The organism is Mesorhizobium sp. ISC11, from assembly GCF_037162595.1.
Lineage (GTDB): Bacteria > Pseudomonadota > Alphaproteobacteria > Rhizobiales > Rhizobiaceae > Mesorhizobium > Mesorhizobium ciceri.
In genome coordinates this window covers 3,220,443-3,244,814 of the sequence record NZ_JAVSPW010000001.1, presented here as the reverse complement: position 1 = coordinate 3,244,814, position 24,372 = coordinate 3,220,443, and the positions used below count along the sequence as shown (strand labels likewise).

The 24,372-nt window shown below is 64.0% G+C and carries 18 protein-coding genes and 1 pseudogene; 18 read left to right on the top strand and 1 reads right to left on the bottom strand.

The window, feature by feature from the left end:
* Positions 1 to 55 precede the first annotated feature (55 nt).
* The 9 genes and pseudogenes from RPF88_RS16055 to RPF88_RS16015 all read left to right on the top strand — a co-directional run bounded on the left by RPF88_RS16055 (position 56) and on the right by RPF88_RS16015 (position 11,601).
* Positions 56 to 1,588 (top strand): sugar ABC transporter ATP-binding protein, encoded by a 1,533-nt coding sequence (locus RPF88_RS16055; RefSeq protein ID WP_063167524.1) that lies wholly within the window; start codon positions 56 to 58, stop codon positions 1,586 to 1,588.
* Entirely contained in the window at positions 1,585 to 3,669 is a 2,085-nt protein-coding gene (locus RPF88_RS16050) for an ABC transporter permease subunit (protein WP_063167525.1), read from the top strand. The genes RPF88_RS16055 and RPF88_RS16050 overlap by 4 nt, the downstream gene beginning before the upstream one ends.
* 13 nt (positions 3,670 to 3,682) lie before the next feature.
* Complete coding sequence (locus RPF88_RS16045; protein WP_024502463.1) at positions 3,683 to 4,489, top strand: SDR family oxidoreductase; 807 nt, start codon at positions 3,683 to 3,685, stop codon at positions 4,487 to 4,489.
* A gap of 10 nt (positions 4,490 to 4,499) precedes the next feature.
* Positions 4,500 to 5,447 carry a 3-hydroxyacyl-CoA dehydrogenase gene (locus tag RPF88_RS16040; RefSeq protein ID WP_063167526.1) on the top strand — a complete coding sequence of 316 codons (948 nt, stop codon included), beginning with the start codon at positions 4,500 to 4,502 and terminating at the stop codon, positions 5,445 to 5,447.
* Positions 5,444 to 6,406: a 3-keto-5-aminohexanoate cleavage protein gene (locus RPF88_RS16035; RefSeq protein ID WP_063167527.1), complete on the top strand. Its 963-nt coding sequence runs from the start codon at positions 5,444 to 5,446 to the stop codon at positions 6,404 to 6,406. The genes RPF88_RS16040 and RPF88_RS16035 overlap by 4 nt, the downstream gene beginning before the upstream one ends.
* A gap of 46 nt (positions 6,407 to 6,452) precedes the next feature.
* A complete protein-coding gene (locus RPF88_RS16030; RefSeq protein WP_013533046.1) occupies positions 6,453 to 7,331 on the top strand; it encodes an SMP-30/gluconolactonase/LRE family protein in 879 nt (292 codons plus the stop codon).
* A gap of 189 nt (positions 7,332 to 7,520) precedes the next feature.
* Entirely contained in the window at positions 7,521 to 8,177 is a 657-nt protein-coding gene (locus RPF88_RS16025; RefSeq protein WP_063167528.1) for a GntR family transcriptional regulator, read from the top strand.
* A 75-nt stretch (positions 8,178 to 8,252) separates the two neighbouring features.
* Positions 8,253 to 9,047, top strand: coding sequence for a DeoR/GlpR family DNA-binding transcription regulator (locus RPF88_RS16020; RefSeq protein WP_063167529.1), 795 nt, complete (start codon positions 8,253 to 8,255; stop codon positions 9,045 to 9,047).
* A 77-nt stretch (positions 9,048 to 9,124) separates the two neighbouring features.
* A pseudogene (locus RPF88_RS16015) lies at positions 9,125 to 11,601 on the top strand (GcvT family protein).
* Here the strand turns inward: RPF88_RS16015 and RPF88_RS16010 are convergent.
* On the bottom strand, positions 11,598 to 12,467 hold the full coding sequence (locus RPF88_RS16010) for a LysR substrate-binding domain-containing protein (protein WP_337122676.1): 870 nt from the start codon (positions 12,465 to 12,467) through the stop codon (positions 11,598 to 11,600). The pseudogene RPF88_RS16015 and the gene RPF88_RS16010 sit on opposite strands and share 4 nt — an antisense overlap.
* A 155-nt stretch (positions 12,468 to 12,622) precedes the next feature.
* On the opposite strand from RPF88_RS16010, the gene RPF88_RS16005 reads away from it, so the two are divergent.
* The 9 genes from RPF88_RS16005 to RPF88_RS15965 all read left to right on the top strand — a co-directional run bounded on the left by RPF88_RS16005 (position 12,623) and on the right by RPF88_RS15965 (position 24,371).
* Positions 12,623 to 14,323, top strand: coding sequence for a Na/Pi cotransporter family protein (locus RPF88_RS16005; RefSeq protein WP_337122675.1), 1,701 nt, complete (start codon positions 12,623 to 12,625; stop codon positions 14,321 to 14,323).
* Between the two features lie 125 nt (positions 14,324 to 14,448).
* Positions 14,449 to 15,648: a 2-aminoethylphosphonate--pyruvate transaminase gene (locus RPF88_RS16000; RefSeq protein ID WP_027163932.1), complete on the top strand. Its 1,200-nt coding sequence runs from the start codon at positions 14,449 to 14,451 to the stop codon at positions 15,646 to 15,648.
* Between the two features lie 24 nt (positions 15,649 to 15,672).
* On the top strand, positions 15,673 to 16,929 hold the full coding sequence (gene phnA, locus RPF88_RS15995) for a phosphonoacetate hydrolase (protein WP_337122674.1): 1,257 nt from the start codon (positions 15,673 to 15,675) through the stop codon (positions 16,927 to 16,929).
* A gap of 228 nt (positions 16,930 to 17,157) precedes the next feature.
* Positions 17,158 to 18,615 (top strand): phosphonoacetaldehyde dehydrogenase, encoded by a 1,458-nt coding sequence (gene phnY, locus RPF88_RS15990; protein WP_063167534.1) that lies wholly within the window; start codon positions 17,158 to 17,160, stop codon positions 18,613 to 18,615.
* A 72-nt stretch (positions 18,616 to 18,687) separates the two neighbouring features.
* Positions 18,688 to 20,046, top strand: a complete 1,359-nt coding sequence (gene pbfA, locus RPF88_RS15985) for a (R)-1-hydroxy-2-aminoethylphosphonate ammonia-lyase (RefSeq protein WP_063167535.1) — start codon at positions 18,688 to 18,690, stop codon at positions 20,044 to 20,046.
* Between the two features lie 2 nt (positions 20,047 to 20,048).
* Complete coding sequence (locus RPF88_RS15980) at positions 20,049 to 21,059, top strand: C-terminal binding protein (RefSeq protein WP_013533036.1); 1,011 nt, start codon at positions 20,049 to 20,051, stop codon at positions 21,057 to 21,059.
* Between the two features lie 255 nt (positions 21,060 to 21,314).
* The gene (locus tag RPF88_RS15975) at positions 21,315 to 22,346 is read left to right on the top strand and encodes a 2-aminoethylphosphonate ABC transporter substrate-binding protein (RefSeq protein WP_063167536.1); all 1,032 of its coding nucleotides are present in this window, start codon (positions 21,315 to 21,317) and stop codon (positions 22,344 to 22,346) included.
* A 29-nt stretch (positions 22,347 to 22,375) separates the two neighbouring features.
* The gene (locus RPF88_RS15970) at positions 22,376 to 23,521 is read left to right on the top strand and encodes an ABC transporter ATP-binding protein (RefSeq protein WP_024502486.1); all 1,146 of its coding nucleotides are present in this window, start codon (positions 22,376 to 22,378) and stop codon (positions 23,519 to 23,521) included.
* Complete coding sequence (locus RPF88_RS15965; protein ID WP_063167537.1) at positions 23,514 to 24,371, top strand: 2-aminoethylphosphonate ABC transporter permease subunit; 858 nt, start codon at positions 23,514 to 23,516, stop codon at positions 24,369 to 24,371. Before RPF88_RS15970 ends, RPF88_RS15965 begins: the two co-directional genes overlap by 8 nt.
* Position 24,372: the final 1 nt, after the last annotated feature.

Genomic DNA, 24,372 nt, shown 5'->3' with positions numbered 1-24,372 from the left:
GCACGGACAACTGTCCGTGCGTCGTCAATCCATGCCAAGCCGGCGATCGAGGACAATGACAGAACACTCCGAGCTCCCCGCCGTCGAGATCGACGGCATCAGCAAGGCGTTCGGCCCGACCGTCGCGCTGGACGGCGTGTCGTTTGCGATCGCGCCCGGCAGCGTCCATGCCCTGCTCGGTGAAAACGGAGCCGGCAAGTCGACACTGGTGAAGCTGCTGTCCGGGCTGGTCCGGCCGAGCCAAGGCCATGTCCGTGTCTTCGGCAAGGAGATCGCTTACGGCGCACCGCGCGCAGCACATGCGCTCGGCATGCAGACAGCATTCCAGGAGATGACCCTGGTGCGCGATCTCTCCGTGCTCGACAACATGCTGCTGCCTTACGCCCCCGTCGGCATCTCCGGCCTGATCCGCCGCGGTGCCGCCCGCAAGGCCGTCCGCCGCCATATCGAAGATCTCGGTTTTTCCGTCGATCTCGATGCCGAGGTGAGCGAGCTCGAGCTTTCGGTGCGCCAGAAGATCGAGATCGCGCGCGCCGTCTACCGCAAGCCGCGCATCCTTTTGCTCGACGAACCGACCTCGACGCTCGCCGGACGCGACGTCGACTGGCTGGGCGACATCATCGCCAGGCTGAAGACGGCGGGTACCACCATCGTCTTCATCACCCACCGCATGCGCGAGGTCCGCGCTTTTTGCGACACGCTGACGATCCTGAGAAACGGCCGCCACATCGTCACCGCGCCGGTCGCCGATGTCTCGGATGCCGACGTCATCGAAAAGATCATCGGCCGCAGCATCGAGCAGACCTTTCCGCCCAAGCCGGACAGCGCCCAGGCCTTCGGTCCGCCGGTTCTGGGCGTGCGCGACCTCAAGGTCGGACGCAAGCTCGACGGCGCCGGCTTCGATCTGCGCAAGGGCGAAATCCTCGGCGTCGCCGGGTTGCAAGGCATGGGCCAGCAGGACCTGTTCCTGGCCTGCTTTGGCATGGCCGAGATCGAGCGCGGCCACATCCTCGTCGACGGCCGCAAGGTCTGGCTCGGTTCGCCGGCCGATGCCTTGCGCCCCAACATGGCCATCGGCCTGGTGCCGGAAGACCGCAAATCCGAAGGCCTGTTCCTGAAATTGTCGGGCAGCCAGAACGCCACGCTGCCGGTGATATCGCGCTTCACACGGCTAGGCCTTGTCGACGCGCAAGCCGAGACCCGCTCCGTCGAGGCGGCATTCGCCACTGTCGAGGTCGACCGCCGCGCGCTGTGGACGCGGGCCGGTGCGTTTTCCGGCGGCAACCAGCAGAAGATCGCCATCGCCAAGTGGCTGGTGGCGCAGAGCCGCATCCTGCTGTTGTTCGATCCCACCCGAGGCATCGACGTTGGCACCAAGCACGAGCTTTATGTGATGATGCGAAACTACGTGGCTTCGGGCGGTTCGATCCTGCTGCACTCGACGGAGATCCCCGAACTCGTTCACCAATGCGACAGGGTGCTGGTCCTCTATGACGGGCGCATCGCCGCCGAACTCGAAGGCGACGCTATCACCGAACCGGCCATCATGCGCCCGGCGCTCGGCCATGCCGGGGAAGCCGCCGCATGAGCAGCGCAGCAGCCTCATCCCCTGTTCCCGGCGGCTTCGGACTGCGCCGTGCGCTGGTGCGCAATCGCGGCGCGCTGATCGCCGCGGCCGTCCTGGCGATCCTGCTCTTCGTCGTCGACTGGATCAGCGCTGGGCCGCTGACCTATTTCGATGTGTCGTTCCTGTCGAGCGGCGGCGCCACCTCGGCGCTCGCGGCGATCGGCCAGACGATCGTGATCCTGTCGGGCGGCTTCGACCTGTCCGCCGGCGCGGTGATATCGCTGGTCAATGCCGTGCTGGCATCGAGCATGGATCCGATGGCGCCAGGCGCAAGCATCCTCCTGTGGACCACCGTCGGCATCGGCGTCGGCATGGCGGTGGGCGCCTTCAACGGCTTCTTCATCGCGGTGCTGCGCATGCAGCCGATCGTGGTGACGCTGTCCACCATGTTCATCCTGCAAGGTGTCACGCTGCTGGTGATGGACAAGCCCGGCGGCTTCGTGTCGCCCGATCTCGGCACCTTCTATCTCGGCGACGCGATCGCCGGCTGGCTGCCGATGCCGCTGGTGGTGATCGGTGTCGTCCTGCTCGCCTGGTTCTGGCTGAAGGGAACCCGCTTCGGCACAGCACTCTACGCGCTTGGCAGCGATCCGGAGTCGGCCGCTTCCGTCGGCATCAATGTCGTTCTGGTGCGCTTTGCCGTCTATGTCATCGCCGGCGGCTGCTATGGCCTTGCCGGCGTGTTCATCAGCGCCCAGACCGGCAGCGGCGATCCGCTGGTCGGCAATCCGCTGCTCTTGTCGATGTTCGCGGCGGTCGTCGTCGGCGGCACGCGCCTCGGTGGCGGGCAGGGCGGCCCGGTGGGCTCTGTCTTCGGCGCCTTTATCCTGATGATCGTGGTGAACATCCTGCTGGTGCTCAACGTATCGGCCTATTATGCGACCATCGCCGAAGGCACCATTCTGGTACTGGCGGCACTTGCCGGCTCGATCTCGCATGCATCGGTGCTTGCCGTGCAACTGCGCGCCGCGCGTGCCCGGCTCGCCGCCTGGCGCGCCGGCATATTGCCCTCGCAACTCGAGCGCGTGGACCGGCGTCTCAAGATCGCCGAGCCAGCCCATGCCCAGCGCAGTCCGGCATCGCCGCGCCCTGCCTTCCATCTGCGCAATGCGGAAACGCTGCGCTATGCGCTGCCGGCCTATGTCTGCCTGCTGCTCATCGTGCTTGTCACCCAGATCTGGCTCGGCCGCGCCATCCTCAATCCGGGCTATTGGAATTCGCTGCTGGTGCTATCCTCCTTCCTAGCCGTCCTGGCGCTCGGACAGGGAACCGTCATCCTGACCGGAGGCCTCGATCTCTCCGTGCCGTGGACGATCGGCATCTCCGGCATCATCCTGGCGGGCATGGTCAACGGCTCCGACGCCGCCCTTGTCTACGCCTTGCCGGTCGTCCTGGTGATGGCCTGCGCCATCGGCTTCGCCAATGGTTTCGGCATCGTCTATCTCGGCATCTCGCCGATCGTCATGACGCTCGCCACCAACGGCATTCTGCAAGGCTGTGCGCTGCTCTATTCGCAGGGAACGCCGGCCGGGTTTTCCTCGCCGATGCTGCGCTGGGTCATGACGGCCAAGCTCGCCGGCCTGCTGACTCCAATCGTGCTGCTGATGGTCGTCTTTGTCGTCGCAGCGGTACTCCTGCTTGGCCGCACCCCGTTCGGAAGGCGCGTCTACGGCATCGGCAACGGGCTGCGCGCGGCGCGCTTGTCGGGCATCGGCGTCGAGCGCACGCTGATCCTGGTCTACATGCTTTCGGCCGTCTGCGCGGCTGTTGTCGGCGTCATGCTGACCGGCTTTTCGGGTCAGGCGAGCCTCGGCATGGGCGACGACTATCTATTGCCGTCGATCGCCGTGGTGGTGGTCGGCGGCGCGCTGATCACCGGCGGGCGCGGCCACTATCTCGGCATGCTCGGCGGCGTGTTGTTGCTGACGGCACTGCAGATGCTGCTCGCCGGCACCACGCTTCCCTATGCCACGAGGGCAATTCTTTACGGACTGGTCGTTCTGGGCGCCGTCATGGCGCTGCGCGAACGGCGGCTGCAATGAGAAGGACATGACCATGAGCACAAGGGCGCCGGCATCGGCGGACGAATTTTTGACCGGGCTGAAAGGCCAGCGCGTGCTGGTGACGGCGGGCGCAGGCGGCATCGGGTTTGCCATAGCCGACACGCTGTCACGCCTCGGCGCCCGCATCGTCGTCTGCGACGTTTCCGACGAGGCGCTGGCCGCTGCTCCCAGCAAGATCGACCTGGTCGCGGCGGTCAAGGCCGACGTCTCGCGCGACGAGGACGTCGACCGTCTGTTCGAGGCGGTCGAGAAAAAACTCGGCGGGCTCGATGCGCTGATCAACAATGCCGGCATTGCCGGGCCGACCGGCGGTGTCGACGAGATCGATCCGGCGGACTGGCGGCGCTGCATCGACATCTGCCTGACCGGCCAGTTCCTGTGCGCCCGGCGCGCGGTGCCGCTGATCAAGGCGGCGGGCGGCGGTTCGATCGTCTCGATGTCGTCGGCCGCCGGCCGCCATGGCTACGCCTTCCGCACACCCTATTCGGCGGCCAAGTTCGGTGTCATCGGTTTCACGCAAAGCTTGGCCAAAGAGCTCGGGCCGCACGCCATCAGGGTCAACGCCATCCTGCCCGGCATCATCGAGGGCCCCCGCATCGAAGGTGTTATCTCGGCGCGCGCCAAGCAGGTCGGTATCAGCCACGAGGAGATGACCGGGCGCTATCTGCAGAACATCTCGCTGCGTCGCATGACCAGCCCCTATGATGTCGCGTCGATGGTCGCCTTCCTGCTCTCCGATGCGGGGATCAACATTTCCGGCCAGTCGCTCGGCGTCGACGGCAACGTCGAAACACTTTGAGGAACAAACCATGGCCAATGTCGCGATCGTCGGAAGCGGGTTCATCGGGCGGGCCTGGGCGATCAGCTTCGCCCGCGCCGGCCATGACGTGCGGATGTGGGACCAGTCGCCCACTGCCCCAGGTGGAGCCCGCGACTACATTGCCGGCGTGCTCGGCGATCTCGCCCAGAACGATCTTCTGCGGGGACAGCAAGCCGGTGAGGTTCTTGACCGTATCTCCGTTGTCGCCGAGCTTGAAGAGGCGTTGGCAGGTGCCGTGCATATCCAGGAGAACACGCCCGAGAATCTCGAGGTGAAGCGCAAGGTGTTCTCCTTGATCGACACGCTTGCCGATCCGCGAACAGTCATCGCCAGTTCCACCTCGGCGCTGTTGCCGTCGAAATTCACCGACCATCTGCAAGGGCGGCAGCGCTGCCTGGTCGTGCATCCGATCAACCCGCCCTATCTCATTCCGGCGGCCGAAATCGTGCCGGCGCCGTGGACCTCGGCCGAGACGGTCGAGAGAACCCGCGCCTTCCTCGTCGACGCCGGCCACGCGCCACTGGTCATGCAGCACGAGCTTGACGGCTTCATCATGAATCGCCTGCAAGGCGCATTGCTTGAGGAAGCTTTCCGGCTTGTCGCCGATGGCTACGCCAGTGTCGAGGATGTCGACGTCGGCATCCGCGACGGGCTGGCGCTGCGCTGGTCGTTCATGGGGCCGTTCGAGACCATCGATCTCAATGCACCCGGCGGCGTGCGCGACTATGTCGAGCGCTATCAGGGCATCTATTCCAACATCTTTCCCCAGACGCAGCGGCGCGTCGACTGGGCCGGCAAGGTCATCGATACAGTCGAGGCTGATCGCCGCAAGCGACTGCCACAGCAAAGCCTAGGCGACCGGCAGGTGTGGCGTGACCGCCGGCTCATGGCGCTCGCCGCCCACAAGAGAAAATCGGATCAGGAGTTTGGAGAATGACGCAAACCAGTCGCAAGCCGGGACCTGCACAGACCAGGGGCAAGGTCATCATCACCTGCGCGGTGACGGGCGCCATCCACACGCCGACCATGTCGCCCTATCTGCCGATCACGCCCGACCAGATCGCTTCGGAGGCGATCGCGGCGGCGGAAGCCGGTGCCGCGATCCTGCATCTGCATGCCCGCGATCCGGAAACCGGCAAGCCCGACCAAACGCCGGAGGCCTTCGCCCGCTTCCTGCCGCGCGTCAAGCAAGGCACCAACGCCGCCATCAACATCACCACCGGTGGCAGCCCCTACATGAAGGTCGAGGAGCGCGTGCGCCCGGCCGCCCAGTTCAAGCCGGAAGTCGCCTCGCTCAACATGGGCTCGATCAATTTCGGGCTCTATCACCTGGCCGACAAATACGAGACCTTCAAGTTCGATTGGGAAAAGCCGCATCTGGAAGCGACGCGCGACCTCGTCTTCCGCAACTCATTCAAGGACATCGAGTACATTCTGGCGACCTGCTACGACAACGGCACGCGCTTCGAGTTCGAGTGCTACGACATCGCCCATCTGTACAACCTTTCCCACTTCGCCGACCGTGGGCTGGTGAAGCCGCCTTTCTTCGTGCAGTCGGTGTTCGGGCTGCTCGGCGGCATCGGCACGCATCCAGAAGACGTCGCCCATATGAAGCGCACTGCCGACCGGCTGTTTGGCGACCAGTTCCGGTGGTCGGTGCTGGGCGCCGGCGCCAGCCAACTGCGCATCGCCGCGCAATCGGCGGCCCTTGGCGGCAACATCCGCGTCGGGCTGGAGGACAGTCTGTGGGCGGGCAAGGGCAAGCTTGCCAAATCGAACGCCGAGCAGGTCTTGCTGGCCCGCAAGATCATCGAAGGACTCGGCATGGAGGTGGCGACGCCCGACGAGGCACGCGAAATCCTGTCATTGAAAGGCGGGGACAAGGTCGCTTTCTGAGGCGGCCCGAGCAATCGCCGCGAGACGCAAAACGGAGGAGGACGGCATGAAGATCGAAGTCGTGGTGGACGTGAAGACCACACTGGGCGAAGGACCGCTGTGGGACGTCGAACAGGAACGACTCTACTGGATCGACAGCTTCGACGGGCGCGTGTTTCGGGCGACCGCCGACGGGCGCGAGATCCGGTCATGGGACGTGCCGATGAAGATCGGCTCAATGGCGCTGCGCAAGGACGGCGGCGGCGCTGTCGTCTCGCTGCAGCGCGGCTTCCATCTGCTCGATTTCGCCACCGGCGAGGTGACGCTGATCCACGATCCCGAGCCGGACAAGCCGATGAACCGGCTCAACGACGGCAAGGTCGACCGGCGCGGCCGTTTCTTCGCCGGCTCCATGGATACGATGGAAGAGGGGCCGTCCGGCGGTCTCTACAGGCTCGATCCGGATTTTTCCGTCACCCGGATCGATTCCGGCATCATCTGCTCCAACGGTCCATGCTGGAGCCCCGACGACCGCACCTTCTATTTCGCCGATACCTGGACCGGCGAGATATGGGCCTACGACTACGATATCGCCACCGGTGCCGCCACCAACAGGCGTACCTTCGTGCGCGTCGACACCAGCCGAGGCGGTGCGGCGGACGGCTCGACCGTCGATGCCGAGGGCTATCTCTGGAATGCGCTGGTCTATGACGGAAGGCTGGTGCGCTACGCGCCCGATGGCAGCATCGATCGCATCATCGACATGCCGGTCAAGAAGATCACCAGCGTCATGTTCGGCGGACCGAAGCTCGACACCCTCTACGTCACCTCGATGGCCAAGCCGCCGCTGCCGCGTTTTCCCGGCGACGGCGTTTTGCGCGGCAGCCTGTTCGCCATATCAGGCCTTGGCGTTAGGGGCGTTGCGGAACCGCGCTTCGGCGGCTGACGCCAGGCAAGCGAAGCGCCGGTAAAATACGCAGATCAGGCCTTGGCGCAGGAATTCGGGCAAGTCTGGCAATTGATGCCGAACGTGTGCATATACAGGCATACATATATCCATGCAGAGGGGTTTCCGTTAGGCTGAGCGCCCCGCGTCAAACGGGAGCATCGATTGCCAGGATTTGCGGAAAGCGTGATGCAGGGGCCGCGAACCGTGGCCGAACAGGTCGCCAATGTCCTGCGCGAAGCGATTGCCAGTGGCACCATCAAGGCGGGCACTTCGCTGCGCCAGGACGAATTGGCCGAGCAGTTTGGCTTCAGCCGCATGCCAATTCGTGACGCCCTTCGCCAATTGGAAGCCGAAGGCATTGTTTCCATCCATCCGACAAAAGGCGCGCAGGTCGCCCGGATGGACAGCGCCGAGATCAGTGAAATCTATGCACTGCGCGAATTGCTCGAATGCGAGGCGTTGCGGCTTTCGCTTCCCAATCTCGCCGGTGACAGGCTCGACGAGGCGGAACAGGTTCTCGATCAGATCGACGCGGAGCGCAATGTCGGCCGATGGGGCGCGCTGAACCGTGCCTTTCATCTGGCTCTCTACGATGCCTGCGGCAACAATCGATTGCTGGCCTTAATCGAGGCGCACCACAATGCCGCCGATCGCTACGTCCGCATCCTGCTGTCGAACCTGGACTATCGCAGCCGCTCGCAGACGGAGCACCGCGATCTGCTGGCCGCCTGCCGGCGGCGCGACGGCGACAGGGCCATAGGCATTCTGAGGCAGCATCTTCGCGAGGGAAGCGAGACGCTGGTCAGCGCGATCAGGGAAGATGGCCTGTCGCGAAAATCCTGACGACATGGCTTGAGTTGCCTCTGCGCACGATCACTGCCACATATTGCAACATCGCTACTCGATCCGAGGATCATCATGTCCCCCGACAGCAGCCTGCCGGCGCGCGCCCTTGCTCCACGTCGCCACGAAGAGATCCTGCGGCGGCTGGGCGCCCAGGGGTCTGTCAGTGTCGCCGAACTGGCCGGGTTCTTCGATGTCTCGCGCGAAACCATCCGCCGTGATTTGAAGCTGCTGTCGGATAAGGGACGGCTCGGCATCGTCCATGGCGGCGCCGCCCGCTTCGAGCCGAGCGAACCGGCAATGAGCTTGCGCAGCCACGAAAATGCCGGAGGCAAGGCCGCGATCGGCAGGCTGGCCGCCGGTCTTGTAAAGGACGGCATGGTGGTGTTCCTCGATTCCGGCACCACCACATTGGCCATCGCACAAGCCATGGCCGACCTGCGCGATCTCACCATCTGCACGGCGAGCCTGAAGATCGCGCTTCTGCTGTGCCACGTCTCAGGCATGCGCGTGCATGTGCTGGGTGGCGAAGTCGATCCGGGCGAGGAAGCGGCCTCGGGAATCGACATGCTCGAAGCCATGTCGCGCTTTCGCGTCGACATCGCGTTCCTCGGTGGTGGCGCGCTGTCGCCCGACGGCGAGGTGACCGATTTCACCCGCGCCGGCGCCGAACAGCGCAGCCGCATGATCGCGCTTGCCGCCAAAACCTACTTCGTTCTCGACAGCAGCAAGTTCGCAAAGCTGACGCCGCTCAGGATTCCGAATTTTCAACGCGCCGCCGGCGTGATCGTCGACGCGAAACCGCAGGCTGACATCGCTGAAGCGCTTGCGCGCAAAGGGCCTGAGCTGATGATTGCCTCTTTGATGTGATATTTTGTGGTATTTTGTGTTGATATTTGGAATTCGGCTGCTATGATCCAACCGGTGTCAAAACGGCAGGATGTCCCATGGCAAACGAATTCCCTACGCAAGCGCGCGTCGTCATCGTCGGCGGCGGTATCATTGGCTGCTCGGTCGCCTATCATCTGACGAAGCTCGGTTGGACCGATGTCGTGCTGCTCGAACAGGGGCAACTCAGCGGTGGCACCACCTGGCACGCCGCAGGGCTTGTCGGCCAGTTGCGCAGTCATTCCAACATGACCAGCCTGATCAAATACTCCACGCAGCTCTATGGCGAGCTGGAGGCCGAGACCGGGCTCGCCACCGGTTGGAAGAATTGTGGCTCGCTGTCGGTGGCGCGGACCGCCGACCGCATGACGGTGCTGAAGCGCACGGCCGCATCGGCTCGCGCCCAAGGCGTCGAGATCGACGTGATTTCGCCGAAGGAGGCGGCCGATCTATGGCCGGTCATGGCGACCGACGATCTGGTCGGAGCCGTCTGGCTGCCGGGCGACGGCAAGGCCAATCCGACCGATCTCACGCAATCGCTGGCCAAGGGTGCGCGCAATCGCGGCGCGAAAATTTTCGAGCGGGTCAAGGTCACCGGCATCAGCGTGAAGAACGGCGTCGCCTGCGGTGTCGAGACGGACCGCGGCAACATTGCCGCCGAGATCGTCGTCAATTGCGCCGGCCAGTGGGCGCGCAAGGTCGGGCTGATGTGCGGCGTCTCGGTGCCGCTGCATTCGGCCGAGCACATGTACATCGTTACCGGCAGGATCGAGGGCGTGCATCCGGACCTGCCGGTCATGCGCGACCCCGACGGGTTCATCTATTTCAAGGAAGAGGTCGGCGGCCTGGTCATGGGTGGCTTTGAGCCGCACGCCAAGCCGTGGGGCATGAATGGCATTCCCGAAAATTTCGAGTTCGCGCTGTTGCCGGACGATTGGGATCAGTTCGAGATCCTGATGGAAAACGCGCTGGTCCGCGTGCCGAAATTGGCCAAGGCCGAGGTCAAGAAATTCTACAACGGTCCCGAAAGCTTCACGCCGGACAACAATTTTCTCCTCGGCGAGGCGCCGGAACTGAAGAATTTCTATGTCGGCGCCGGCTTCAACTCCATGGGCATCGCCAGCGCCGGCGGCGCGGGCAGGGCGCTGGCGGAATGGATCGTCAACAGCGCGCCGACCATGGATTTGTGGCCGGTCGACATCAGGCGTTTCGCCTCCTTCAACAACAATCCGCGCTGGCTGCATGACCGTGTCAAGGAAACGCTCGGCTTGCATTACGCCATGCCGTGGCCGAACCGTGAACTGGACACGGCGCGGCCGTTCCGCCGCTCGCCGCTCTACGACCGGGTCGCCGCCAAAGGTGCCTGCTTCGGTTCCAAGATGGGCTGGGAGCGCGCCAACTGGTTCGCGGCACCGGGAGAGAAGACCGAGAACGACTATGCCTTCGGCCGCCAGAACTGGCACGAGGCGGTCAAGCGCGAAATGAAGGCGACACGCGAAGCCGTCGCCGTCTTCGACCAGACCTCTTTCGCCAAGCTCCTCGTGCAGGGCCGCGATGCCTGCGCCGTGCTCAACTGGATCTGCGCCGGAAATATTGAGGTACCGGACGGTACGTCTGTTTACACGGGCGTGCTCAATGCACGCGGTGGCTATGAGAGCGATCTCACCGTTATGCGGCTCGGCGCGGAGAAATTCCTCATCGTCACCGGGTCCGCACAAGCTGTCCACGATGCCGACTGGATCGTCAAAAACATTCCATCCGACGCGCATGCAATCGTGACCGACGTCACCTCGTCCTACGCGGTGCTGGCGTTGATGGACCGCGATCACGCGATCTGCTGGGCAAACTCTCCTCGGCCGATCTTTCCAACGCCGGCTTTCCCTTCGCCACCATCCGCGAGATCGATATCGGCTATGCCACCGCCTATGCCAACCGTATGACCTATGTCGGCGAACTGGGCTGGGAACTGATCGTGCCGACAGAATTCGCCGTCGGCGTCTATGAGGCGTTGCATGAGGCGGGCCGTGAATTCGGTCTGCTGGACGCCGGCTACTATGCGCTCGATGCCTTGCGCATCGAAAAGGGTTTTCGCGCCTGGGGCAGGGAGTTGACGCCTGATATCGACCCCTGGCAGGCCGGGCTTGGCTTCGCCGTGGCGATGGACAAGCCAGGTGACTTTATCGGCCGCGACGCGCTGGTTGAGACGAAGCCATCGGCAGCACCGGCAAGACGCATCGTGCTGTTCACGCTCGATGATGCCGAGCCGATGCTGTGGGGCGGCGAACTGATCCTGCGCGACCGCAAGCCGGTCGGCGAAGTCCGCTCGGCCGCCTACGGCCACACGCTTGGCCGCTCGGTGGCGCTCGGCCTGATCGAGAACGAGGCGGGCGTCGACGCTGCATTTCTCACCGGTGGTCGTTTCGAGATCGACCTTGCCGGCGTTCGCCATGCCGCGACAGCACATCTGCGCAGCCCCTACGACCCGAAGTCGGAGCGGGTGAAGGCTGATGCGGTGGAGATCAGGGCCGCCGCTTAATCCGCTGACATCGAGCGCGCCATATCCAGGAAAGCCCGCACCAGTTTGCCGCCGCTGCGTTCACGCAGGCAGATCAACGCCTCGTCCATCAGGGTCTCGGGAGCATCGATGGTGATCGGCACCAGCCGCGAATCCTGGCCGAATTCGGCCGCCGAGACAAAGCCGATGCCGGCGCCCGAGGCGACGATCTCGCGGACGGCTTCGCGGCCCTCGGCTTCGATCGCCGGCCTCAATTCGATTTTCGAGGCGGCTGCGAGATCTTCGAGTTTCTGACGCGTCTTCGATCCACGCTCGCGCATGACCAGTGATTCCTGCGCGAGCTGCTTGAGGGTGAGCGACTTTTTCGCGGCCAGCGGGTGGTCGACGGATGCAAACGCGATGATCGGCGTCGAGTTGAGTTTCAGCACCTCGAAATCGCGCGCCGTCGGCACCTCGCCCAGCACGCCGATATCGGCATCGTAGCTGTAGAGGCTGCTGATCACCGTCTCGGTGTTGCCGGCGCGCACCGAAACCTGCACGCCGGGGTAGCGGGCCCGGAAGCTGCCGAGAATATGAAGCAGATGATGTGCGGCATCGGCGACGATGCGCAGCGTGCCGGAACGCAGGGCGCGGGACTCCGTCAGGAGTTCGAGCGCCTGTTGCTCGGTATCGAACATGCGGTGGGTTATTTCGAGCAATTTCTGGCCCGAATGGGTCAGCGTGACCTGCTTCTTGTTCCGGTTGAACAGCAGCACATCATACTCTTCCTCGAGCTTGCGCACCTGGTCCGAGATCGCCGGCTGGGTCAGGAAGAGCGCCTCGGCGGCGCGAGAAAAGCCACCGCAGATGGCCACCTGGTGAAAGGCTCGCAACTGGACGTAGCGCATCTCCCGTGCCTCCGACACTTCTGAAATCGCCGACATCTTATCATAAGGATTGCTTAGGAAAAGATCGAAAGGAACGATTTGACTTATGTTTTGCCGACCCTCAGCCTGAGCATGGGTCGACATCCCTGCCGGCCGTTGGCACCGGAGGCGTCGCCATGCAATTTTCCATCATCCTGCTGCATCTGGCGGGTGCGGTCATGCTGCTGCTCTGGGCCGTGCATATGGTGCGCAAGGGTGTCGAGCGGGCCTGCGGGCCCGCTTTGCGTGATGCCCTGAGGCAAGCCCGGGGTGAGCGGATCAGATCGGCCGGTGTCGGCACCGTGCTTGCCATGCTGCTGCAGAGCTCGACCGCCGTCGCTATCCTGGCGGCCGGGTTTGCCGCCAGCGGCATGGTTTCGGTGTCGGCCGGGCTGGCGATCCTGCTGGGCGCCGATCTCGGTTCCGCCCTGGTCGTGCAGGTGCTGTCGTTCGACCTCAGCTGGCTTGTGCCGGCGCTGATCCTGGTCGGCGGCGCGATGGCCCTGAAGTTCGAAGTGGCTGGCATCAGGCATAGCGGGCGAATCCTGATGGGGGTCGCCTTCGTCCTGTTGTCGCTGCATATGATCGGCGAGGCGACGGCACCGATGCGGCAGAGCACCTTGCTGCCACTGGTGATTTCCTATCTGCGCGCGGACTATTTCACCGCCTTTGCCGCCGCTGCCCTGTTCACATGGCTGATCCACTCCAGCGTCGCGGCGATCCTGCTGTTCGTCACGCTTGCCGCGCAAGGCGTCTTGCCGGTCGAGGTCGGTTTGTTCTTCATCCTCGGCGCCAATTGCGGCGGCGCGCTGATCGCGGTTTGGCTGACGCGCGGCGAAGCCGTCGAGGCGCGCCGTATCCCGCTCGGCAATCTGATCTTTCGCGGCACGGCGGCGCTGGCGGCTTTGTTCGCGCTTCAGGCCGTGACCTTCCCGGCGCATCTGTTCGGCGCAACCGAAGGCCGCCAGCTGGTCAACCTGCACCTTGCCTTCAATCTGGTGCTGGTCATCTGCTGCTTGCCGTTCACCGGCATGATCGAGCGGCTGGTCGCCTTGTTGATCGCAGACAGGCCGGTGGCAAAGGCCGAAGAGGGTGGAGACCTGATGTCGCGCCGCACCAGCGCGCTCGACCGCACCGTCATGCGCACACCCGGTCTTGCGCTAGCCAGTGCCACCCGCGAGCTGCTGCGCATGGGCGAAGTCGTCGAGGTGATGCTGCGCCCAGTGATGGATTTCTTCGACGCCGGCACCGGCGACCAGATACGCCAGGCCCAAAAACTCGATGAGGAGGTCAACCGCGCCCATACCGAAATCAAGCTCTACATTGCCGAAGTCAACCGCGGCAGCATGAGCGTAGCCGAAGTGCAGCGCGGCATCGAGCTCACAGACTTCGCCATCAATCTCGAACGCGCCGGCGACATCGTCGCCAAGAACCTGCTCGTGCTCACCCAGGAGCTGCGTGACAAGAACCTGCGCTTCTCACGCGACGGCTGGAGCGAACTGGCCGGGCTTCACAACCGTGTCATGGCCAACATGCAGCTTGCACTCAATGTGCTGGTGTCGAGCGATCTCGATTCGGCGCGGCAACTCGTCGTCGAGAAGGAGCGGATGCGCAGACTGGAACGCACGAGCCACGACCGTCACCTCAAGCGCCTGCAATCGGGAATGCCGCAGAGCATCGACACCAGCGACATCCACCTGGAGGCCGTGCGGGCGCTGAAGGAGATCAACTCGCTGATGGCCTCGGTCGCTTATCCCTTGCTGACGCAGAGCGGTGATCTGCTGGAAAGCCGGCTGGCGAGAGGGGCTGCGGAAGTGAGGGCTCCTGCACTGGCCTGAGGACGGATTCCCGCCCGGCAGGTCATTACTAGAATCGATACATCGATACAAAATAACGATTTTACAAATAGATCATTCAGGCCAAGAATAAGGCCACATCGAACGCAGATCGAGCGGAGGACAACATGCTCGCCGAGACGAAATTTGCCGCGGAGCCGCTGGCCAGCCCGGCGCTGGGCGAGCCGTATCTTCTGACCCCGGGGCCGCTCACCACGGCCTATTCGGTCAAGCAGGCGATGTTGCGCGACTGGGGATCGTGGGACGGCGACTTCCGCGCCATGACATCGGATATGCGTCGCCGGCTGCTGGCGCTGACCGGGGACAGGAACGATGAGTTCGACTGCGTGCCGATGCAAGGCAGCGGTTCTTTCTGCGTCGAAGCGATGCTGGGGTCGTTCGTGCCCAGGGACGGCAAGGTTCTTGTGCTGGCCAACGGCGCCTACGGCCTGCGCGCCGCGCAGACCATGCAGTATCTCGGCCGCGCCTATACGCTGATCGACAAGGGTGACTATCTGCCCCCGCGCGGCGACGAGGTGGCAGCGGCCCTCGCGGCCGACCCTGATATCACCCATGTCATCGCCATCCATTGCGAGACCAGTTCCGGCATCCTCAACCCGGTCGCTGAAATTGCCGAAGCCGTCCATGCCAAGGGTCGCAAGCTGCTGGTCGATTCCATGAGCGCGTTCGGCGCCGTGGCGCTCGACGTCAACGAAATCCGCTATGAGGCGATGGTCTCGTCCGCCAACAAGTGCATCGAAGGCGTTCCGGGTTTTGGCTTCATCATCGCCCGCAAGAGCGAGCTAGACGCCGCCAAAGGCAGGAGCCATTCGCTGTCGCTCGATGTCCACGCTCAGTGGGCGCACCTGAACAAGACCGGCCAGTGGCGCTACACGCCGCCGACGCATGTCGTGGCCGCCTTCCTCGAAGCACTGCGCCAGCATGAGGCCGAAGGCGGCGTCGCCGGCCGTGGCGCCCGCTATACGAGGAACCGCGACGTCATGGTGGCCGGCATGCGCGACCTCGGTTTCGAGACACTGCTCCGGGATCGCTGGCTGTCGCCGATCATCGTCACCTTCTTCAACCCGGCTCATGCCAGTTTCGCGTTCGACCGTTTCTACGACCTGATGAAGGACAAGGGCTTCATCATCTATCCGGGCAAGCTGACCGCCGTGGATTCGTTCCGCGTCGGCTGCATCGGCCAGATGGACGAACATGTCATGCGCCGCGTCGTCGAGGCGGCAGCGTTCTCGCTTCATGAAATGGGCGTCGACACCGCCGCCCCACCCGCCGCGGCACTTGCCGAACGCGCCAAACTCGCCGCCTGAAGCGGCCGACTTCGAGGATATCAGATGAACCAGATGTCTCCTGTCACCGTGTCGGTCAACGGCCGCACCTATGCCTGGCCGCGCGTGCCGGCGATCGCCATCTGCCTTGACGGCTGCGAGCCGGCCTATCTCGACGAAGCGATAAAGGCCGGGCTGATGCCGGCTCTGGTCAGGATCAAGCAGAAGGGCACGGTGCGCTTTGCGCACTCTGTCATTCCGAGCTTCACCAACCCCAACAATCTGTCGATCGCCACCGGCCGGCCGCCGTCGGTGCATGGCATCTGCGGCAACTATCTCTATGAGCGCGAGACCGGCAAGGAAGTGATGATGAACGACCCGCGCTTCCTGCGCGCGTCGACCATCTTCCAGGCCTTCTACGATGCCGGCGCCAAGGTCGCCGTGGTCACCGCCAAGGACAAGCTGCGTGCGCTGCTCGGCAAGGGCCTCGCCTTCGACGAAGGCCGCGCGCTGTGCTTCTCTGCGGAAAAATCCGACACCACCAGCAAGGCCGAGCACGGCATCGACAATGCCTCGAAGCACTTTGGGCTGCCGGTGCCGGAGGTTTATTCGGCCGAGCTGTCGGAATTCGTCTTCGCCGCCGGCGTCCAGCTGCTGAAGGAATTCCGCCCCGACATCATGTATCTGACGACCACCGACTATGTGCAGCACAAATATGCGCCCGGCGTGCCGCAGGCCAACGCCTTCTACGAGATGTTCGACAAATACCTGACCGAGCTCGATGCGCTGGGTGCTGCCATCGTCGTCACCGCCGACCATGGCATGAAGCCCAAGCACAAGGCGGACGGTTCGCCTGATGTCGTCTATGTCCAGGACCTTCTCGACGAGTGGCTGGGCAAAGATGCCGCCCGCGTCATCCTGCCGATCACCGACCCCTATGTCGTGCATCATGGCGCGCTGGGTTCCTTCGCCACCGCCTATCTGCCTGATGGCGCCGACCAGGCCGATATCATGGCCAGGCTGGCCAAGATCGATGGCATCATGCTGGTCGTCGACAGCCCGACCGCCTGCGAGCGCTTCGAACTGCCGGCCGATCGCATCGGCGACATCGTGCTGATCTCGACCGAGAACAAGACGATCGGCACCTCGGAACATCGCCATGACCTGGCGGCTCTGAACGAGCCGCTACGGTCGCATGGCGGGCTGACCGAGCAGGAGGTGCCGTTCATCGTCAATCGTGTGCTGCCGGAATTTCCGAACGAGCCGACGCTGCGCAATTTCGATGCCTTCTACTACGCCACCATGGCGGCGGCGCTGGCTTGAGTCGAGCGTGATTGTCGACCCCCACTCCGCCGAGCTTCGCTCGGCACCTCTCCCCCGATCGACGGGGGAGAGGAAAGGCGCCAGGGTTAGCCGCGGCTTAACCTGGAAACGTTGAGGCACTGACCTCGCCTGATTTCCTCTCCCCCGTCGATCGGGGGAGAGGTGGCCCGAAGGGCCGGAGTGGGGGTCGAATCCTCCGCGCAACAAGAATCTGCTGGAGCAGAACCCATGACCAAGCTCGACCCCGCCATCAAAGTTCGCCACGAGCCGATGCGCATCGCCGGCAGACGAGTCGATGCCGAAGGCGTCGTCGAGGTTCGCTATCCCTGGAACGACACCGTCATCGGCACCGTTCCGGCCGGCCGCGCCGATCACGCCCGCCAGGCATTCGAGATCGCCGCCGGCTACAAATCGAAGCTGACCCGCTACGAGCGTCAGCAGATACTGTTCCGCACCGCCGAGGCATTGGCCTCGCGCCGCGATGAAATCTCCGATCTCATCACGCTCGAGCTCGGCATCTCCAAGACGGACTCGCTCTATGAGGTCGGCCGTGCCTATGACGTGTTCACGCTGTCGGCGCAGATGTGCATCCAGGATGACGGGCAGATCTTCTCCTGCGACCTCACCCCGCACGGGAAGGCGCGCAAGATCTTCACCACTCGCGAGCCGTTGAAGGCGATCTCGGCGATCACGCCGTTCAATCATCCGCTCAACATGGTCTCGCACAAGGTGGCGCCGGCGATCGCCACCAACAATTGCGTGGTGGTCAAGCCGACCGAACTGACGCCGATGACGGCGCTTCTCTTGGCCGACATTCTCTATGAAGCCGGTTTGCCGCCTGAAATGCTGTCGGTGGTGACCGGCTGGCCGGCCGATATCGGCAACGAGATGATCACCAATGAAAACATCGACCTGATCACCTTCACCGGCGGCGTGCCGGTCGGCAAGATGATCGCCCGCACCGCCGGCTACAAGCGCCAGGTGCTGGAGCTCGGCGGCAACGACCCGCTGATCATCCTCAACGATTTGTCGGACGAGGATCTGGCAAAGGCGGCGGACCTAGCAGTGGCCGGAGCGACGAAAAACTCCGGCCAGCGCTGCACGGCGGTCAAGCGCATCCTGGTCCAGGAAAGCGTCGCCGACCGCTTCGTGCCGCTGGTGCTGGAGCGGGCGAAGAAGATCCGCTTCGGCGATCCGATGGACCGCGCGACCGACCTTGGCACCGTCGTGCACGAGAAGGCGGCGGCGCTGTTCGAAGCCCGCGTCCACATGGCTGCCGAGCAAGGCGCCGAAATCCTCTACAATCCGGGTCGTCAGGGCGCGTTGCTGCCGCCGATCGTCGTCGATCGCGTGCCGCATACATCCGAGCTGGTCATGGAAGAAACCTTCGGGCCGATCATCCCGATCGTGCGTGCGCCGGACGATGACGAGGCGTTGATTGCGCTCTCCAACTCGACCGCCTTCGGCCTGTCGTCGGGCGTCTGCACCAACTCTTTTCCGCGCATGCAGAAATACATCGCCGGCCTTCAGGTCGGCACCGTCAACATCTGGGAAGTGCCGGGCTATCGCATCGAGATGTCGCCCTTCGGCGGCATCAAGGATTCGGGCAACGGCTACAAGGAAGGCGTCATCGAAGCGATGAAGAGCTACACCAATGTGAAGACATTTTCGCTGCCCTGGTCCTGACCGGACGGCATTGACGGATAGAACAATCGAGGGAGCGTTCGCCGCTCCCTCATTCGCATTTCGGAGACCATGATGGCCGCGATATCTGAACTTGTGCACACCGAAGGCGATTCCAACACCACAGCGGCTCGCGGTCGCTGGGATGCCGGGCAGGGCGATCCGCGGATCCGCGGCCTGCTCGATCGCGACGCGGCCGCCTTCATGCACCAGAGCCTGTCCAGCCCCTGTTTGTCGACGATCGCCAAGGCGCAAGGCATCTGGATCGAGGACACCGCCGGTCGCCGCTTCATGGATTTCCACGGCAACAGCGTCCATCACCTCGGCTATGGCCACCCGAGGCTTGTGGCCGCCATCAAGAAGCAGCTCGATCAGCTCTGCTTTGCGCCGCGCCGTTTCACCTGTGAGCCCGCCGTCGAACTGGCCGAGAAGCTGGCGGCATTGGCGCCCGGCAATCTCGGCAAAGTGCTGTTCACCACCGGCGGCTCGGACGCCATCGAGGTCGCGCTGAAGATCGCCCGCGCCGCGACCGGCCGCTTCAAGACGGTGTCGTTCTGGGATGCGTTCCATGGCGCCGGCTTCGGCGCAGCAAGCGTTGGTGGCGAGGCGACCTTCCGCTCGCACATATCAGGCCCGATGATGACCGGCACCGAGCACGTCGCGCCTTGGGACGGCTATCGCTGCCCCTATGGCCACGATTCCCTGGAAGCATCGGGCCTCGCCTGCGCCAACATGATTGCCTACGTCCTTGGCCGCGAGCAGGACGTGGCGGCGGTCGTCGCCGAACCGATGCGGGCGACGCCAAACCCGCCGCCGCCAGGCTTCTGGAAGCGGGTGCGCGAGGCCTGCGACCGGCACGGCACGCTCTTGATCTTCGACGAGATCCCGACCGGCCTTGGCAAGACCGGCAAATTCTTCGCGCACGAGCATGATGATGTGACGCCTGACATCGTCGTCCTCGGCAAGTCGCTCGGCGGCGGCGTCCTGCCGATCGCCGCCATCATCGCGCGCCGCGATCTCGACGTCACCGGTGGCTTCGCGATCGGCCACTACACCCACGAGAAGAACCCGGTGACGACCCGCGCCGCATTGACGACGATCGACATCATCCTGGAGGAAGGGCTGGTCGAGCGCGCGGCCGAACTCGGTCGGCACATGCTAGGGCGCATGCAGCACCTGATGGCGCGCTCGCCCCATGTCGGCGACGTCAGGGGCAGGGGACTGATGGTCGGCGTCGAGCTCGTCGAGGATCGCGATACGCGCCAGCCGGCACGCGATCTCGCCGAGCGCGTCTTCTATGCTTGCCTTGAACAGGGGCTGAGCTTCAAGATCAGCCAAGGCAACGTGTTGACGCTGTCGCCGCCGCTGGTCATTTCGAAAACCGACCTCGACGGCGCGCTCGACATTGTCGAGCGCACGGTGCTGGCGGCCTGACCGTGAAGGCCGTGCGCACCGACCGCGAACTCGAATGTCCCGGCATCGACGCCGGCTTGCGGGCGAGGGGGGTCGAACTGGTGACGCTGCCGGACGGCATCCCCGAAGCTGATCTCATGCAGGCCGTTGCGGACGCCGATCTTTTGCTGATGTGCTACACGCCGATCACCGCACGGGTGATCGAGGCGGCTCCCAGATTGAACGGCATTGTCAAATATGGCGTCGGCGTCGATGCCATCGACATCCCCGCCGCGATGCGGCGTGGCATTCCCGTTGTCAACGTGCCGGATTATGCTGAGGAAACCGTCGCCGAAGGCGCCTTCGCGCTGATGATCGCGCTGGCCAAGCGGCTGCCCTCCATCACCGCGGCGGTGTCACGTGATGGTTGGATCTGGCCCGAGCAACGCTGGCTGGGGCGCGACATGTCCGGCGCCACGCTTGGGCTCGTCGGCTGCGGCAAGATCGGCCGCAGCATGGCGCGCATGGCAGGCCAAGGATTTCATGCGCGCGTTCTCGGCTTCGATCCCGGTGTCGATGTCGCAACCATGCGCACCGCCGGCATCGAGAAGGTAGAAGACCTCCACGTCATGCTGCGCGCCTGCGATTTCGTTTCCCTCCACTGCGTGCTGAACGACAGGACGCGCGGCTTGATTGGTGAAGCCGAGCTCGCTTGCCTGAAGCCTTCCGCTATCATCGTCAACGTCTCGCGCGGCGCGCTGATCGACGAGGCCGCCCTTGTCGAGGCGATCATCTCGGGGCGCATCGGCGGCGCCGGGCTCGACGTCTATTCGGTCGAGCCGCTGGCCAAATCGGGCCATCCGATGAGCGCGCTGTTCGGCCGCGACAACGTCATCCTGTTTCCGCATCTCACCTTCTTCACGCAGGGGGCCATGCGCCGGCTCGAAGACGACACGCTCGCGCGCTGCTTCGAAATTCTCGAAGGCCGGCCGGTTACCGTTCGTTCGTTCGACCCGCGGCTGCGGGCGCAGACATCTGGGGTTTCATTTGGCTGACCATCACCATCTCTGCACCCAATCGCGGGCCTTCCGCGAGGCCGGAATCGAAGCCAGGCCAGCGTTGCGACAGTTCCATGACAACTATCAGGTAAAATTTGCCTCTCATAAAATAAATAGATTTTACTTATCGATCGTCAGTCCCCAAAGTCGGCACAACGACGAGATCGAACGGTGCCGCATAAGGCTCCGGCCTACAGGCGAGATCGTCACAGTGCATCGCAGAATGTGCCATCAATCACAGGGGAACTGAGCATGAAATCGCAAAAGGCAACCATAGCTACGGCCTTCGCCGCGTCGCTGTTGGCGTCGTCGGCTCTTGTCGGACCGGCACTCGCCGACGGCGTCGTCACCATCTATTCCGCCGACGGCCTGCATGACGGCAATGGCAGCTGGTTCGAGACCGAATTCGCCGCCTTCACCAAGGCCACCGGCATCACCGTGCAGTATATCGAGGCAGGTTCCGGCGGCGTCGTCGAGCGTGTCGCCAAGGAAAAGTCGAATCCGCAGGCCGACGTGCTGGTGACCTTGCCGCCCTTCGTGCAGCGGGCCGCGGCTGACGGCCTGCTGCAGGACTACAAGCCGGAAGCCGCCGACCAGATCGATGGCGGCACAGACAAGTACCGGCCGCTGGTCAACAACTATATGAACTTCATCTACAACAGTGCCGTCCTGCCGGAAGCGCCAAAGGCCTACAACGACCTGCTCGACCCGAAGTTCAAGGGCAAGATCCAGTATTCTACCCCCGGCCAGGCCGGTGACGGCACCGCCGTCATGCTGCAGATCATCCACGCCTTCGGCAGCGAGGATGCCGGCTTCGAGTTCATGAAGAAGCTGCAGGACAACAATGTCGGCCCCTCCGCTTCGACCGGCAAGCTGACCGCGCTGGTCAACAAGGGTGAGCTGCATGTTGCCAATGGCGATCTGCAGATGAACATGTCGCAGATGGCCGACAATCCCAATATCAAGGTGTTCTGGCCGGCTGGACCTGACGGTGTGCGCTCCACCTTCGCGCTGCCCTATGAAATCGGCCTGGTCACCGGCGCACCCAACGCAGACAACGGCAAGAAACTGATCGACTTCCTGCTCTCCAAGGAAGCCCAGTCGAGCATCAGTTCCGTTGCGCTCGGCATGCCGGCTCGCAAGGACGTCAAGCCGGATGACGCCAACTTCGCCAAGGCGCAGGAGGCGATGAAAGGCGTGACCATCTGGTCGCCGAACTGGGACGACGCGCTGAGCAAGCTACCCGATTATGTCAAGCGCTGGAACGAAGCGACCGGAAGTTGATCCGCAAGGGAAACCCGGAGGACCACGCCATGTCGGCCGCAGCGTTTACTGGTACCAGTGTCATGGACATCGACGCCGCGAAGGTTCGCGGCGCCGGCTCCAATGTCCATTTCGACAAGGTCAGCGTTGCCTATGGCGCGCATGTCGTCCTGCATCCGCTGACCCTGGATATCGCACCTGGCGAGATCCTGGCGATGATCGGCCCATCCGGCTCCGGCAAGACGACGGCCTTGCGCGCCGTGGCCGGCTTCGTGCGACCCGCCAGCGGGCGGATCCGCATCGGCGCCACCGATGTGACCGATCTGCCGCCCTACGAGCGCGGCCTTGGCATGGTGGTGCAGAACTACGCGCTGTTTCCGCATATGCGGGTCGAGGACAACGTTGCCTTCGGCCTCAGAGCACAGGGCGCCGACAAGGCGCTGATCGGTGAGCGGATCAAGGATGCGCTGGGCACTGTCGGCATGTCGGCCTATGCCCGGCGCTATCCGCGCGAGCTTTCGGGCGGCCAGCAGCAGCGCGTGGCGATTGCGCGTGCCTTGGCCGTGCGGCCGCGCGTGCTCCTGCTCGACGAGCCGCTCTCGGCGCTCGACGCCCAGATCCGCCGCAACATGGTCGAGGAGATTGCCCGGCTGCACCGCAGCCTGCCCGGCCTCACGATCCTCTATGTCACCCACGACCAGACCGAGGCACTGACGCTTGCCGACAAGATCGCCATCATGCGCGACGGCAGGGTCTGTTCGCATGGACCGACGACCGAACTCTACCGCCGCCCGCCAAACCGTTTTACGGCCGAGTTCCTCGGCCGCGCCAATCTTCTTCCGGTAACGGTTGCCGAGGCCGTCGGGTCGAAGGGATTTGCCACGGCAAGGCATGGTGACGCGCTGCTGACCGGCGCCGGCCGCAACGAGAAGGCCGGCGACAAGAGCCTGCTCTGTATCAGGCCGCAGCATCTCAGCCTGACCGCCGACAGCGACCATACCAACCGCATCGTGGGCACGCTCCAGGAAGTGCACTGGCAGGGCGAACTGACCCATCTCGTGCTCGACGTCGACGGCACGCCGGTGCGTGTCTCGGCGACCAGGCTGCCGATCGCCTTGCCCGAACCCGGCGCCAAGGTGCCGCTGTTCTTCGCGCCCGCCGACACCTCGCTTCTCCCGGAAGACGCCGGTGTCTGAGGCGGTCGCCATCCCTGCGCCGGCGATGAAGCTCTCGTCGGGTAAATTGTGGATAGTGCCACCGGCGGCCCTGCTGGCGCTGCTGTTCTTCTATCCGTTGGCACTGATTGCCCGCCAGGCCTTCCTCGACGACAGTGGCGTCGCCAATGTCGCCGAAGTCATCCGCGTGCTGCATTCGCGCTTCTTCCTCAACGCGCTGATCAACACGGTGTCGATCTCGGTCGCGGCGACGGCCGGATGTCTGGTCGTCGGCCTCGTGCTGGCGCTGATTCTGGCCTTCGTGCCGTTCCCCGGCAGCGGCTTCATCGCCCGGCTGATCGATACCTTCATCGCGCTGCCGACATTCCTGGTGACGCTTGCCTTCACCTTCCTCTATGGCTCCGCCGGCATGCTCAATGCCGGGCTGATGGAGACCTTTTCGCTGCCGCTGCCGCCCGTCGATTTCCTCTATTCCGCGTGGGGTGTGATCCTGGCCGAGGTCACTGTCTACACACCCTTCATCCTGCGGCCGCTGCTCGCCGCCTTTTCGCTGGTCGACCGTGGCCAGATCGAAGCGGCGAGCGTGCTCGGCGCGCGGCCGTTTCGCATCGTTCGCCAGGTGATCCTGCCGGCGGCAATCCCGGCACTCATCGCCGGCGGCAGCCTCTGCCTGTTGTTGACTGTCAACGAATTCGGCATCGTGCTGTTCATCGGCGCCAAGGGCGTCATCACCCTGCCGCTGCTGATCTATGGCAAGGCGATCCAGGAATCGGCCTATCAGGTCGCCTGTATCATCGCCGTCGTCAACATCGCGCTGTCGCTCGGCCTGTTTGGCCTCTACCGTTTCGCCGCCGGCCGGTTGGGAGCCTAGC